The 12,989-nt window shown below is 62.4% G+C and carries 11 protein-coding genes; 10 read left to right on the forward strand and 1 reads right to left on the reverse strand.

Features of this window, described 5'->3' with window-relative positions; genetic code table 11:
* Positions 1-2 precede the first annotated feature (2 nt).
* Together glcE and glcF are read left to right on the forward strand one after the other, a co-directional pair.
* Complete coding sequence (glcE, locus tag R8L07_03210) at positions 3-1,220, forward strand: glycolate oxidase subunit GlcE (protein ID MDW3204527.1); 1,218 nt, start codon at positions 3-5, stop codon at positions 1,218-1,220.
* Between the two features lie 7 nt (positions 1,221-1,227).
* On the forward strand, positions 1,228-2,511 hold the full coding sequence (gene glcF, locus R8L07_03215) for a glycolate oxidase subunit GlcF (protein ID MDW3204528.1): 1,284 nt from the start codon (positions 1,228-1,230) through the stop codon (positions 2,509-2,511).
* 181 nt (positions 2,512-2,692) lie between these two features.
* On the opposite strand, the gene R8L07_03220 is transcribed toward glcF, so the two are convergent.
* Entirely contained in the window at positions 2,693-3,310 is a 618-nt protein-coding gene (locus R8L07_03220; protein ID MDW3204529.1) for a TetR/AcrR family transcriptional regulator, read from the reverse strand.
* Between the two features lie 310 nt (positions 3,311-3,620).
* Here R8L07_03220 and R8L07_03225 point away from each other — a divergent pair, with 310 nt between their 5' ends.
* The 8 genes from R8L07_03225 (at position 3,621) to R8L07_03260 (ending at position 12,881) form a co-directional block, all read left to right on the forward strand.
* Positions 3,621-5,606 (forward strand): AMP-binding protein, encoded by a 1,986-nt coding sequence (locus tag R8L07_03225; protein ID MDW3204530.1) that lies wholly within the window; start codon positions 3,621-3,623, stop codon positions 5,604-5,606.
* A gap of 177 nt (positions 5,607-5,783) precedes the next feature.
* On the forward strand, positions 5,784-6,521 hold the full coding sequence (locus R8L07_03230) for an ABC transporter ATP-binding protein (protein MDW3204531.1): 738 nt from the start codon (positions 5,784-5,786) through the stop codon (positions 6,519-6,521).
* Between the two features lie 17 nt (positions 6,522-6,538).
* Positions 6,539-7,504, forward strand: coding sequence for a branched-chain amino acid ABC transporter permease (locus R8L07_03235; GenBank protein MDW3204532.1), 966 nt, complete (start codon positions 6,539-6,541; stop codon positions 7,502-7,504).
* A gap of 14 nt (positions 7,505-7,518) precedes the next feature.
* A complete protein-coding gene (locus R8L07_03240; protein ID MDW3204533.1) occupies positions 7,519-8,598 on the forward strand; it encodes a branched-chain amino acid ABC transporter permease in 1,080 nt (359 codons plus the stop codon).
* Positions 8,599-8,713: 115 nt separating this feature from the next.
* The gene (locus R8L07_03245; protein ID MDW3204534.1) at positions 8,714-10,051 is read left to right on the forward strand and encodes an ABC transporter substrate-binding protein; all 1,338 of its coding nucleotides are present in this window, start codon (positions 8,714-8,716) and stop codon (positions 10,049-10,051) included.
* Between the two features lie 54 nt (positions 10,052-10,105).
* Entirely contained in the window at positions 10,106-10,945 is an 840-nt protein-coding gene (locus tag R8L07_03250; protein ID MDW3204535.1) for an ABC transporter ATP-binding protein, read from the forward strand.
* A 7-nt stretch (positions 10,946-10,952) separates the two neighbouring features.
* Positions 10,953-12,197 carry a phenylacetate--CoA ligase family protein gene (locus R8L07_03255; protein ID MDW3204536.1) on the forward strand — a complete coding sequence of 415 codons (1,245 nt, stop codon included), beginning with the start codon at positions 10,953-10,955 and terminating at the stop codon, positions 12,195-12,197.
* 45 nt (positions 12,198-12,242) lie between these two features.
* Positions 12,243-12,881 carry a LysE family translocator gene (locus tag R8L07_03260; protein ID MDW3204537.1) on the forward strand — a complete coding sequence of 213 codons (639 nt, stop codon included), beginning with the start codon at positions 12,243-12,245 and terminating at the stop codon, positions 12,879-12,881.
* The last annotated feature ends 108 nt before the right edge of the window (positions 12,882-12,989 follow it).

Genomic DNA, 12,989 nt, shown 5'->3' on the forward strand with positions numbered 1-12,989 from the left:
CCATGACCGAGACCCTTCGCCCCGAAACCGAGGCACAGCTTGCCGAGGCCGTCACCTGGGCCAATGCGGAGCGCCTGCCGCTGGAAGTTCTGGGCAGTGCCAGCAAACGCACGATGGGCCGTCCCGTGCAGGCTGCCCATCGTCTGGACCTGACCGCCTTTTCCGGCATCCATCTGTATGAACCCGAAGAACTGGTCCTGGGTGCCGGTCCGGCCACGCCGATGACCGAAATCCAGGCCGCCCTGGACGAGAAGGACCAGCAGCTGGCCTTCGAACCGCCGGACCTTTCCGGCCTTCTGGGATCGAAAGACGCCGGGACGATCGGTGGGGTGATATCGACCAATCTGGCCGGACCGCGACGCATCAAGGACGGCGCGGCACGCGACCATTTCCTGGGATTCGACGCGGTGTCCGGTCGGGGACAGGTTTTCAAGTCCGGCGGGCGGGTGATGAAGAATGTCACCGGTTACGACCTGCCCAAGCTGATCTGTGGCTCTTACGGCACGCTGGCAGCGATGACCCGCCTTGTGGTGAAGGTTCTGCCGCGCGCGCAGAAATCCCGAACGGTTCTGATCCGCGGGATCGAAGCGGCGCAGGCGGTGAAGGCGCTGGCCGACGGACTGAACGGCCCGTTCGAGGTGTCCGGGGCGGCCTGGCTTCCGGCCGGGCTGACCGCGTCGTCCGGGGTCGGCTATATCCGGGACGCGGGCGTGTCGGTGGCGGCGCTGCGCCTCGAAGGCTTCGGGCCCTCGGTCGAATACCGCTGCGAGAAGCTGCGCGCACTGCTGTCGTCCTATGGAGAGACGGAGGAACTGCACAGCCACAACTCCCTGACCTTCTGGCGCGAAATCCGGGATGTCGTCCCGTTCCACGGCGATTCCCGCATCGTCTGGCGTATCTCCGTCGCTCCGACCGATGCGCCCGGAATGCTGGCCAGGCTGTCCCATCTGAAGAACCAGTCGGCCTATCTGGACTGGGCCGGCGGGCTGATATGGCTCGCCGTAGACGCCCCGAAACAGGGCGCCGCAGAAATCATCCGCGACGCCATGGCGCCGATCGGCGGCCATGCCACCCTGATCCGCGGCAGCGCCACCCTGCGCAATGCCATCCCCGTCTTTCACCCCCAACCCGCCCCGCTGGCCGCTGTCACAAGGCGCCTGAAGTCCAGTTTCGATCCGTATGGCGTGCTCAATCCGGGCCGCATGACGGAAGGGGTCTAGGACAGACATGCAGACCCACTTCACCCTCGCGCAGCTGGAAGATCCGGATCTGGCGGTTGCCAACGACATTCTGCGGAAATGCGTGCATTGCGGGTTCTGTACCGCGACCTGCCCGACCTATGTGACGCTGGGGGACGAGCTGGATTCGCCGCGCGGGCGAATCTACCAGATCAAGGACATGCTGGAAGGGGACAAGCCCGCCTCTTCCAAGCTGGTGAAGCATGTCGACCGCTGCCTGTCCTGCCTGTCCTGCATGACGACCTGTCCGTCGGGTGTGCATTACATGCATCTGGTCGACCTGGCGCGCGCCCGCATCCATGAGACCTATGAGCGGCCGTTCGCCGACAAATGGCTGCGGCGTGTCCTGGCCGCCATCCTGCCCAACCCGCGCCTGTTCCGGCTGGCGCTGGTAGGTGCCTGGCTGGGCAAGCCGTTCCTGAAAGGCCTGCCCGGCCCGTTCGGGGCGATGTTCCGGATGGCGCCGAAATCCATTCCTAGACCATCGGCCTGGGACGTGCCCCAGACCATCCCGGCGGAGGGCGTGAAACGCGGGCGCGTGGCGCTGATGACCGGCTGTGCGCAGCAGGTACTGCAGCCGAAGATCAATGAAGCGACGATCCGTCTGCTGACCCGGATGGGGATCGAGGTCGTGGTCGCACAGGGTGCAGGCTGCTGCGGCGCACTGGTCCACCATATGGGGGACACGGAAACGAGCCATGGCCAGGCCGCCGGCAATATCCGCGCCTGGACGCGGGAGATGGACGGCGAAGGTCTGGACGCCGTGATCATCAACGCATCGGGCTGCGGGACAACCGTCAAGGATTACGGCTTCATGTTCCGAGCCGATCCGGCGCTGGCCGATGACGCCGCCCGCGTGTCGGCGATCACGAAGGATATTACCGAATATCTGGCGGAGATCGGCGCACCGACGCCGACCCGCAAGCCGGGCCTGACGGTGGCCTATCATTCCGCCTGTTCGATGCAGCACGGTCAGAAGATCACGGCCCTGCCGAAAACCCTGCTGACGCAGGCCGGTTTCAAGGTGGTCAGCCCCGCCGAAGGGCATCTGTGCTGCGGATCGGCCGGCACCTACAACCTGTTGCAGCCGGAACTGGCCGACACGCTGAAAGCGCGCAAGGTCCGCAATATCGAGGCGACCAGGCCGGATATCGTCGCGGCGGGCAATATCGGCTGCATCCAGCAGATCGCCGGCGGAACAGCAGTTCCGGTGATACACACCGTCGAACTGCTGGATTGGGTGACAGGCGGCCCGACACCCGACGGACTGTAACGCGGATCGACCTCAGCGGCCTGTATTGCCCATGCCCAGTATCGGCAGCCTGCCGCGATGGCGGGGTCCTAGCCTCCCCCGAAAACCCGGGAAAGATGCCACGACCAACCCTGCAATCAACACAATTTAAGAATGTCTTTTCTTCAGAGAAGCATTCAGTTCGGGAATGGCCCCGCCGATGCTATTCCGCTGCCGCTTCGGCCACGATGTCGCCTTCGATCAAGGTCCGGCAGAGGCCGTGAAGGCGCTGTTTCAGGACGCGGTCGTTGGTAAAGCTCAGAATGCCCTGCGAGAAGATATACGAGAACAGCAGCATCGCCCGGGCCTCGGCCTCTTCGCTGCTGTACCCGCATTCGCGGAACAGGCCGGCGGTATAGTCCAGCCGTCTCTGGTCGACGGATTCCACCACCTCCGCGACGCGCGGGTCGCGCCGGGCCCAGCTGCGCATGGCCAGTTCAAGCGCCCCGCCCCGGCCTGGCCGCCGTGAATTGACCACGATGTCCAACATGTACCGGATGCGGTCGGCCGCCGTGCCGCCGGACGCCTCCGCCCGAGAGATCACCAATTGCACATGCCAGCGATCCAGCACGGCCCCCAGCAGCTCCGCACGGTCCTTGAAATGCCAGTAGAAGCTGCCCTTGGTCACGCCGAGATGTTTGGCCAGGGCCTCGACGTTGAGGGATCGTGAACCGCTCTCCGAAAGGGTCTGATAGGCGGCCTGGACCCAGTCCTCCCGGGTCAGTCGGGACGAGGTTCCGCCATCGCCCTTTCCCCCTTCGCCCTGTGTCTTCCTGCCCACGGCCTGCCCTCCCGGAATTGTATTTTTATTGCGCTGCAGCATGGCACAGGATTATTTTTTTCCATACGCAGGCGTATTGACGACGCATTCTGCCTTCGCTACAAACCATACGCAAGCGTATGGAACTGATCGGGCCGCCCGGGAATCTATTTCTTGTCGGTTTTGACACAGGGCCATTAGGATAACGCCAACGATAAGAATTGGCAGCCGGTCCGACCCCGGGAAACGGGGCGGTCGATAAAGCGGCGCCAGGGCTACAGGGAGGTACCGACTGGTCATGACCGGTTCGCAAACCTATTCGGCTGCGGCGATGCCGCCGACGGCCGATCTGCCGGATATCGATACCCACGACACGTTCCCGAAACTGTTGCGGTACAACGCGCAGCGGCATGGCGCGCGTCCCAGCATGCGGGAAAAGAACTACGGCATCTGGCAATCCTATACCTGGGCGGAGGTGAAGGACGAGATTTACCGCTTCGCCGCCGGCATGAAGGAACTGGGCGTCGAGCGCGGCGACAAGGTCGCCATCATCGGCGACAACCGCCCGCGGATGTACTGGACGATCTGCATGGCGCAGTGCCTGGGCGCCATCCCGGTGCCGGTCTATCAGGACTCTGTCGCCGAAGAGATCCACTACCCGCTGGAGCACGCCGAAGTCCGCTTTGCGGTGGTCGAGGATCAGGAGCAGGTCGACAAGCTGCTGTCGATCAAGGACCGCCTGCCGAAGCTGGAAACCATTGTCTTTGATGAGCCGCGTGGTGTACGCGACTATCCGCAACCCTTCCTGCATCATTATGACAAGGTCGTCGAACGCGGCGCGGAACTGCTGGCGAAGCAGCCCTCCCTGATCGATGACGAGATCGACAAGGGCGATCACGGCGACATCTCGATCATCCCCTACACCTCTGGGACGACCGGCAATCCGAAGGGCGTCAGCCTGAGTTTCCGCAACGTGATGCGGGCGGCCTATAACGGCGCGATCTTCGAAGGATTGCGGTCCACGGACGAGAGCCTGGCCTATCTGCCCATCGCCTGGATCGGGGATCACATCTTCTCTTACGGGCAGGCCTTTATCTGCGGCTTCTGCGTCGCCTGCCCGGAAAACTCGGAAACCGTGCTGACGGATCTGCGCGAACTGGGACCGACCTATTTCTTTGCACCGCCGCGCATCTTCGAAAACATCCTGACCACGGTCATGATCCGGATGGAGGATGCCGGGGCGGTCAAGCGCAAGATGTTCCATTACTTCATGGATCACGCCCGCAAGGTCGGCGTCAAAATTCTCGACGGCAAATCCGTAGGCCTTCTGGACCGCCTGACCTATGGCCTCGGCGAATTGCTGGTCTACGGCCCGTTGAAGAACGTTCTGGGTCTGACCCGGGTGCGCATCGGCTACACCGCCGGCGAAGCGATCGGACCGGACATCTTCTCCTTCTATCGGTCGATTGGCGTGAACCTGAAGCAGCTTTACGGATCGACCGAGGCGTCGGTGTTCATCACCATTCAGCCGAATGGTGAAATCTATGACGACACGGTCGGCACGCCTGCGCCGGAGGTCGAACTGAAGATCGCCGAAAACGGCGAGGTCATGTTCCGCAGCCCGGGCGTCTTCGTCGAATACTTCAAGAATCCGGAAGCCACCAAGAGCGCCAAGACGGAGGACGGCTGGGTTCACACGGGCGATGCCGGCTTCGTAGACGAGCGCGGCCATCTGAAGATCATTGACCGGGCCAAGGATGTCGGAAAGCTGAACAACGGCACGCTGTTCGCCCCGAAATACATCGAGAACAAGCTGAAATTCTTCCCGAACATCAAGGAAGTCGTCGCCTTCGGGCATGAGCGGGACTATTGCGCCTGCTTCATCAACATCGATCTGGAGGCTGTCGGCAGCTGGGCCGAGCGGAACAATCTCTCCTATGCCTCGTATCAGGAACTGTCGTCCCGCAAAGAGGTCTACGAGATCATCAAGGCGCATGTCGAGAAGGTGAACCGGGACCTCAGCCAGGAGGAAATGGTTGCGGGCTCGCAGATCAAACGCTTCCTGCTGCTGCCGAAGATGCTGGATGCCGATGACGGGGAACTGACCCGGACCAGCAAGGTGCGGCGCAGTTTCATTGCCGAGAAATATGGGCCGCTGATCGACGCGCTGTACGATCCGAAGGCGACTACCGGCACCATCAAGAGCGAAATTACCTTCGAGGACGGGCGCAAGGGCATGCTGGACGCCACGGTCGACATCTTCGACGTGGAACAGTTCCCGCCAGGCGGAGGAAACTACAAGGCCGCTGCGGAATAAGACGGCGCATAACGCCGCGAGCCGCAACGAAGAAGAAACGTACGGGCAAATCGTCCGCGCGAGGGAGGTCAGGGTTTGAGCGATACCGCAACCACTGCGCAGGAATCAGCGTCGGCGGGTCCCGGCAACAAGCCGGGCCGGATCGGGGATGTCATCCTGCGGGTCGAAAACATCACCATGCGCTTCGGCGGGGTGAAGGCCATCAGCGACGTATCCTTCGACATCCGAAAAGGGGAGGTCCGATCGATCATCGGTCCGAACGGCGCCGGAAAATCGTCGATGCTGAACGTCGTCAACGGTTTCTATCAGCCGCAGGAAGGGTCGATCTGGTACGCCGGCAAGACCTACAGCCCGATGCGCCCGCATGACGCGGCGTCGAACGGCATTGCCCGGACCTTCCAGAACATCGCGCTGTTCAAGGGCATGACGACCCTGGACAACATCATGACGGGGCGGATCCTGAAGCAGAAGGCCAGCCTTCTGGAACAGGCCTTCTATATCGGCCGCGGCCGTTCGGAAGAACTGGAACACCGCGAATTCGTCGAAGAAGTCATCGACTTCCTGGAAATCCAGGCAATCCGCAAGACGCCGGTCGGCCGCCTGCCCTACGGGCTGCAGAAGCGCGTCGAGCTGGGCCGGGCGCTGGCCGCGCAGCCGACATTGCTGCTGCTGGACGAGCCGATGGCGGGCATGAACCTCGAAGAGAAAGAGGACATGTCGCGTTTCATCATCGACGTGAATGAACATTTCGGCACGACCATCGCCCTGATCGAACACGATATGGGCGTCGTCATGGATCTGTCGGACCGGGTCGTGGTGCTGGATCACGGCGCGCTGCTGGCCGACGGGACGCCGGACGAAGTTCGCAAGAACCAGGCCGTTATTGACGCCTATCTTGGCGTTGCACACGACTGACGGGAGGGCATGTAGCGATGGAAGCGATCGCCGGAATCTTTGGGATCGATCCGTTCGATCTCTGGTTCTTCTTCGAAGTTCTGATCGGCGGCCTGATGGCGGGGGTGATGTACTCCCTCGTCGCCCTCGGTTTCGTACTGATTTTCAAGGCGTCCAGCGTGTTCAACTTTGCGCAGGGCGTGATGGTGCTCTTCGCGGCGTTGAATTTCGTGGGTTTCCTCGAAGTGTTCAGCGGGTTGCCCGCGGTATTGCAGATTGCCCTCGCCTTCATCGTGACGATGGGCGTCATGATCCTGCTGGCCCTGGTCGTTGAGCGGGTCGTCCTGCGCCCGCTGGTCAACCAGGCGCATATCTCCCTCTTCATGGCCACGATCGGAATTGCGATCTTCCTGGAAGGTTTCGGCGAACTGATCTGGGGGTCGAACATCAAGCCGCTGGACATCGGCATCCCCGATGACGTGACCTTCGTCGGCGAAGCGATGATCCAGGATTCCGACCTGTTTGCGGCGATCATCGCCAGCATCCTGGTCGTGACGCTGGCGCTGTTCTTCCACTACACGCGGATCGGCCGGGCGTTGCGCGCCGTGGCGGACGACCACCAGGCGGCACTGTCGATCGGCATTCCGCTCAACCATATCTGGATTATCGTCTGGTCGGTGGCCGGTTTCGTGGCCCTGGTCGCGGGCATCATGTGGGGCTCGAAACTGGGCGTTCAGTTCTCCCTGTCGATTCTGGCACTGAAGGCACTGCCGGTGCTGATCCTCGGTGGTTTCACCTCGATCCCCGGCGCCATTGTCGGCGGGCTGATCATCGGTGCGGGGGAGAAACTGGCCGAGATCTTCCTGGTCGACGCCATTCAGACCTACATCTACAGCGGCTTCCCGGCCGCGATCGAAGAATGGTTCGCCTATATTCTCGCGCTCGGCTTCCTGGTTTTCCGACCCCAGGGGCTGTTTGGCGAAAAGATCATCGAGCGCGTGTGAGGAGCACCTAAGTCATGTTCTATCGCGAAGCAGGCCAATTCAAAACGAGCTACGCCGCCGATCAGCAGATGCTGCCGATCCCGATGGACCGGTACTTCGTCATCGGCGTCGTCCTGGTCGCCGCAATTCTGGTGCCGGCCTTTGGATCGCAGTACTGGATCGAATCCATCATGGTCCCGGTGCTGATCCTGTCGATTGCCGCCATGGGGCTGAACATCCTGACCGGCTATGCGGGGCAGTTGTCGCTCGGCACGGGCGGGTTCATGGCCGCCGGCGCCTATATGTCCTACAAGGTCGCGACAAACATGCCGGACTTCATGCCGGTGTGGATCCCGGTCATCGTCGGGGGTCTGTTCGCCGCGGCAGTCGGCATCGCGTTCGGACTGCCCAGCCTGCGGATCAAGGGCTTCTACCTCGCGGTAGCGACGCTGGCGGCCCAGTTCTTCCTGCTCTGGCTGTTTCAGTCGATCCCGTGGTTCGTGAACGATTCCGTCTCCGGTGTACCGTCCGCCCCGCCGACGACCATCCTCGGCTATCACGTGACAGGCGCCCAGGCCGTGCCGGAGGCGAAATACCTTTTTGTCCTGGCCTTCGTGGTCATTCTGGCGATCATTGCGCGGAACATGGCCCGCAGCAGGGTCGGCCGTAGCTGGATGGCGATTCGCGACATGGACATTGCCGCGGAGCTGATCGGCATCCGTCCGCTGCAGACCAAGCTCAGCGCATTCGCGATCTCGTCCTTCTACTGTGGTATCGCCGGTGCCCTCTGGTCCTTCTGCTACATCAACACGGTAGAGCCGACGGCCTTCGACATCGGCCGCTCCTTCGATGTGCTGTTCATGGTGATCATTGGCGGACTCGGGTCGGTTCTGGGGGCTTTCCTCGGCGCGGCCTTCATCTTCCTGCTGCCGATTTTCCTGAACAACGTGCCCGGCTGGTTCGGTCTGGAGATCGCGACCGACATCGTCGCGCATCTGGAATTCATGATCTTCGGCGCCGCGATCATCTTCTTCCTGATCGTCGAGCCCCACGGACTGGCCCGCTTGTGGCAGATCGCAAAGGAAAAATTGAGATTGTGGCCGTTCCCGCACTAAGCTTCGGGGAGCGAACAAACGCCGTCGCGAGAGAACGGCGTCGCCGCTAAGACCCAAACCCTCGGGGATAAGAGGGCGGTATAAGCGACCTATAACAAGGAGGAACACTATGTTCGTGAGACGTATCTTACAGTCCAGCCCCAAGGCCCTGACGGGTCTGGCGCTGAGTGCCGTGATGGGGGTCAGCGCCTTTGCCGCCGGCACCGCCTCGGCGCAGGAGCAGGTCATTCCGTCGACGGTCTACCGGACCGGCCCCTATGCGCCGGGCGGGGTATCGCTGGCCGACGGCTATGCCGATTACTTCACCCTGATCAACGAGCGCGATGGCGGCATCAACGGCGTAAAGCTGAAGGTCGTCGAATGCGAAACCGGCTACAACACCGACCGCGGCGTCGAGTGCTATGACCGGACGAAGAACGAAGGCGGCGGCGCCACGGTCTACAGCCCGTGGTCGACCGGCATCACCTATGCCCTGATCGAGAAAGCCACCCAGGACAAGATTCCGATCCTGTCGATGGGCTATGGCCGTACCTCGGCAGCGGCGGGCAAGTACTTCCCCTACGTCTTCAACTTCCCGTCAACGTACTGGAACCAGGCCACGGCCATCATCCAGTACATCGCCAATCAGGAAGGCGGGCTGGACAAGCTGAAGGGCAAGAACTTCGCCTACATCTACCTGGATCACCCCTATGGCAAGGAGCCGCTGCCGACGCTGGACGTCATGGCCGCGAAATTCGGCTTCTCCTATGACCGTTACCCGGTGCCGCCGGCGTCGATGACGGAACAGAAGTCGATCTGGCTGAAGATCCGCCGTCAGCGTCCGGACTACGCCATCATGTGGGGCTGGGGTGCGATGAACGGCACGGCCGTCAACGAAGCCGCGGCGATCAAGTTCCCGATGGACAAGTTCATCGGCAACTGGTGGTCCGCAGGTGAGGACGCCGTCGAGGCCGCCGGTAAGGGCGCCGTCGGCTACAAGGCCGCAACCTTCCACGGCGCGGGCGACGACTATCCGGTCTACGCCGATCTGAAAAAGTACGTCTATGACGCCGGCAAGGCTGCCGGTAAGGGCGATCAGTGGGGCCGCGTCCTCTACAACCGCGGCGTCGCGAACGCGATCTACGTCGTTGAGGCGATCAAGCTGGCTCAGAGCAAGTACGGCAACCGTGTCATCACCGGCGAGGAAATGCAGTGGGCTCTGGAAAACCTCGACCTGTCGGATGAGGACATCGCTGCAATCGGCGCCGCCGGCCTCGTGCCGCCGGTCACGATCACCTGCGAAAACCACGAAGGTCAGAACCCGGCGGTCCTGATCCAGCAGTGGAACGGCAGCGAGTATGAAATCGTCTCGGATTGGGTCCCGGCCATGGCCGAACTGACCCGCCCGATCCTGGAAGAAGAAGCGACGAACTACGCCAAAGAGCAGGGCCTGGAAGCCCGTAGCTGCTCCTAAGGCGCGGTTGAAGCGGATTTAGCGTAGGCGTTAAGCCGAATAGGGAGACACCGAATGAGCGTCCAAGCTACCGATCCTGCGGGCCAAACCGCCGAGGCGGAACCGCTGCTGCGGATCAACAACGTGGAAGTGATCTACGACCACGTGATCCTGGTGCTCAAAGGTGTCTCCCTGTCGGTACCCGAGGGCGGGATCGTCGCCCTGCTGGGTGCCAACGGCGCAGGCAAAAGCACGACACTGAAATCGATTTCCAACCTGCTTCGCGCCGAACGCGGCGAAGTGACCAAGGGGACGATCGAACTGGCGGGAGAAAAGGTGCAGCACCTGACCGCCAACGACCTGGTCAAGCGCGGCTGCGTGCAGGTGATGGAGGGCCGTCACTGCTTCGAGCACCTGACGGTGGAAGAAAACCTGATGACCGGCGCCTATACGCGCGGCAACAGCAACGAAGTGAAGGCCGACCTGGAACTGGTCTACGAGTACTTTCCGCGCCTGAAGGAACGGCGCAAGAGCCAGGCGGGCTACACGTCGGGCGGCGAGCAGCAGATGTGCGCCATCGGCCGCGCCCTGATGGCACGACCGAAACTCATCCTCCTGGACGAGCCGTCCATGGGTCTTGCTCCTCAGTTGGTGGAACAGATCTTCGAGATCGTGAAGCGCCTGAACGAGGAAGAAGGCGTGACCTTCCTTCTGGCAGAGCAGAACACCAACGTCGCGCTGCGCTATGCCGATTACGGCTACATTTTGGAAAACGGGCGCGTCGTGATGGACGGGGCTGCCGACGCCCTTCTGTCCAACGAGGACGTGAAGGAATTCTATCTCGGCCTGTCTACCGAAGGCCGCAAGAACTTCCGTGAAGTCAAACACTACAAACGCCGCAAGCGTTGGCTGTAAGGACGGTATGACTGATTTTTTTGACGCCTTTGAGACCGAAAGTGCGGATGCGCGTTCGGACCGTCAGTTTGGCCAACTGCGCGCGCAAGTCGCCTATGCCAAGGCGAAAGCCCCGTACTTTCGCGACAGTCTGGCGGATGTCGATCCGGACGGGTTGAAGGATGCTTCGGACCTGGCCGCACTGCCGCTGGTGCGCAAGGCAGATCTTCTGGAAGCGCAGAAGAACGACCCGCCCTTCGCCGGGATGACGGCGACCCCGCTCGGCGGTCTGGCGCGCGTCTACATGTCGCCCGGTCCGATCCTGGACCCGGATGGCCATTCCCCGAAGAACGACTGGTGGCGCTTCGGTCGGGCCGTCTGGGCGGCGGGCTTCCGGCCCGGCGATATCGTCACCAATTGCTATTCCTATCATCTGACGCCCGCCGGACGCATGTTCGAAGAGGCCGCCCATGCCTGTGGCGCCGTTGTCCTGCCGGCCGGGATCGGAAACAGCGAGGCCGTGGTCAATGCCATGGGGCTTTTCGGTGCAACGGGCTACGCCGGTACGCCGGACTACCCCAAGACCCTGCTGGAAAAGGCGGACGAGCTCGGCATCGACCTGTCGTCGCTGAAGAAGCTGTCGGTCGGCGCCGGACCGCTTTTCCCGTCCATGCGCCAGGAATACCAGGATCGCGGCCTGTCGTGCCTGCAGAACTACGGTACTGCCGATCTGGGGTGCGTCGCCTATGAGAGTGACGCCATGGAAGGGCTGATCACGGAGGAAGGCGTGATCGTCGAGATCGTCCGCCCCGGCACCGGCACCCCCGTCGCCGAAGGCGAAGTCGGAGAGGTGGTCGTCACCCTTTTGACCAATCCCGATTACCCGCTGATCCGCTTCGCGACCGGCGATCTGTCGGCCATCCTGCCGGGGACGAGCCCGTGCGGTCGCACCGCGCCCCGAATCAAGGGCTGGATGGGGCGTGCCGACCAGACCGCCAAGATCCGCGGCATGTTCGTGCGTCCGTCGCAGGTGGCGGAAATCGTCGCCCGCCATGCGGAAATCACCAGAGCCCGCGTCACCATCGCCTCCGACGAGGCCAAGAAGGATGTGATGACGGTGCAGTGTGAGGCAGCAGGCGATATCGACGCCGATCGGGTTGCGGAGACGGTCCAGAGCGTCACCAAGCTGAAAGCCAAAGTGGCCCTTGTCGAGCCGGGCAGCCTGCCCAACGATGGCAAGGTTATCGACGACACGCGCGATTTTTCGTCCTGACGCCTCCCCGGCGGGCGGGACCCGTTTCGAAGGAGGCTTTCGCCCATGCCCGGTTGGGACTTGATGCTGCCGTTTCTGGCGGCCACCATCGTATTTGCCGTCATGCCCGGTCCGGCGTTGCTGTATACCGCGGCACAGACACTGGCCCATGGCCGGCAGGGCGGCTTCATGGCCGCATTGGGCATTCACTTGGGCGGTTTTGCCCATGTCGCAGGCGCCGCACTGGGCCTGTCTGCGCTATTCACCCTGGTGCCGACCCTCTATGCCGGGCTGAAGATCGCCGGGGCGCTCTACCTGATCTATATCGGCTACCGGATTCTGCGCAGCCGCCTTGACCCGGATGCCGTTTCATCGGAAATCGGCCGGCCCAAACGACCCGGACGGCGCGCCTTCATGCAAAGCATCACGGTGGAGGTCCTGAACCCAAAGACCGCCCTGTTCTTCATTGCCTTCCTGCCGCAATTCGTCGATCCGGCGGCCGCGCTGCCGATCTGGGCGCAGATGCTGATCCTTGGGACGGTCGTGAACCTTGCCTTCTCGGCGGCGGATGTCGTGGCGGTCATGCTGACATCGGCCGTCATGGTCGGGTTGAAACGCGGCGAACGGGCGGTTCGGATTGCCCGGTGGGCGGGCGGATCGATCCTGATCGGGCTGGGCCTGCACCTCGCCGTATCAGAGCGCTGAAGGTAACCGGCTACCTGCCCCGAAATTGCCTTAATTCCACCTCTTAAAACACCCGTAGAAATTCCAATATCTAAGGCGCTGAGACCTCCCCTCTCACCGGGGCGCCCC

This window comes from Alphaproteobacteria bacterium (assembly GCA_033344895.1).
Classification (GTDB): domain Bacteria; phylum Pseudomonadota; class Alphaproteobacteria; order UBA8366; family Aestuariispiraceae; genus Pacificispira.

Bases quoted from the DNA above. Each gene is read 5' to 3' on its own strand.
- glcE (MDW3204527.1), top strand. From the start codon at position 3: ATGACCGAGACCCTTCGCCCCGAAACCGAGGCACAGCTTGCCGAGGCC.
- glcF (MDW3204528.1), top strand. From the start codon at position 1,228: ATGCAGACCCACTTCACCCTCGCGCAGCTGGAAGATCCGGATCTGGCG.
- R8L07_03240 (MDW3204533.1), top strand. From the start codon at position 7,519: ATGTTCTATCGCGAAGCAGGCCAATTCAAAACGAGCTACGCCGCCGAT.
- R8L07_03260 (MDW3204537.1), top strand. From the start codon at position 12,243: ATGCCCGGTTGGGACTTGATGCTGCCGTTTCTGGCGGCCACCATCGTA.
- R8L07_03225 (MDW3204530.1), top strand. From the start codon at position 3,621: ATGCCGCCGACGGCCGATCTGCCGGATATCGATACCCACGACACGTTC.
- R8L07_03250 (MDW3204535.1), top strand. From the start codon at position 10,106: ATGAGCGTCCAAGCTACCGATCCTGCGGGCCAAACCGCCGAGGCGGAA.
- R8L07_03230 (MDW3204531.1), top strand. From the start codon at position 5,784: ATGCGCTTCGGCGGGGTGAAGGCCATCAGCGACGTATCCTTCGACATC.
- R8L07_03255 (MDW3204536.1), top strand. From the start codon at position 10,953: ATGACTGATTTTTTTGACGCCTTTGAGACCGAAAGTGCGGATGCGCGT.
- R8L07_03235 (MDW3204532.1), top strand. From the start codon at position 6,539: ATGGAAGCGATCGCCGGAATCTTTGGGATCGATCCGTTCGATCTCTGG.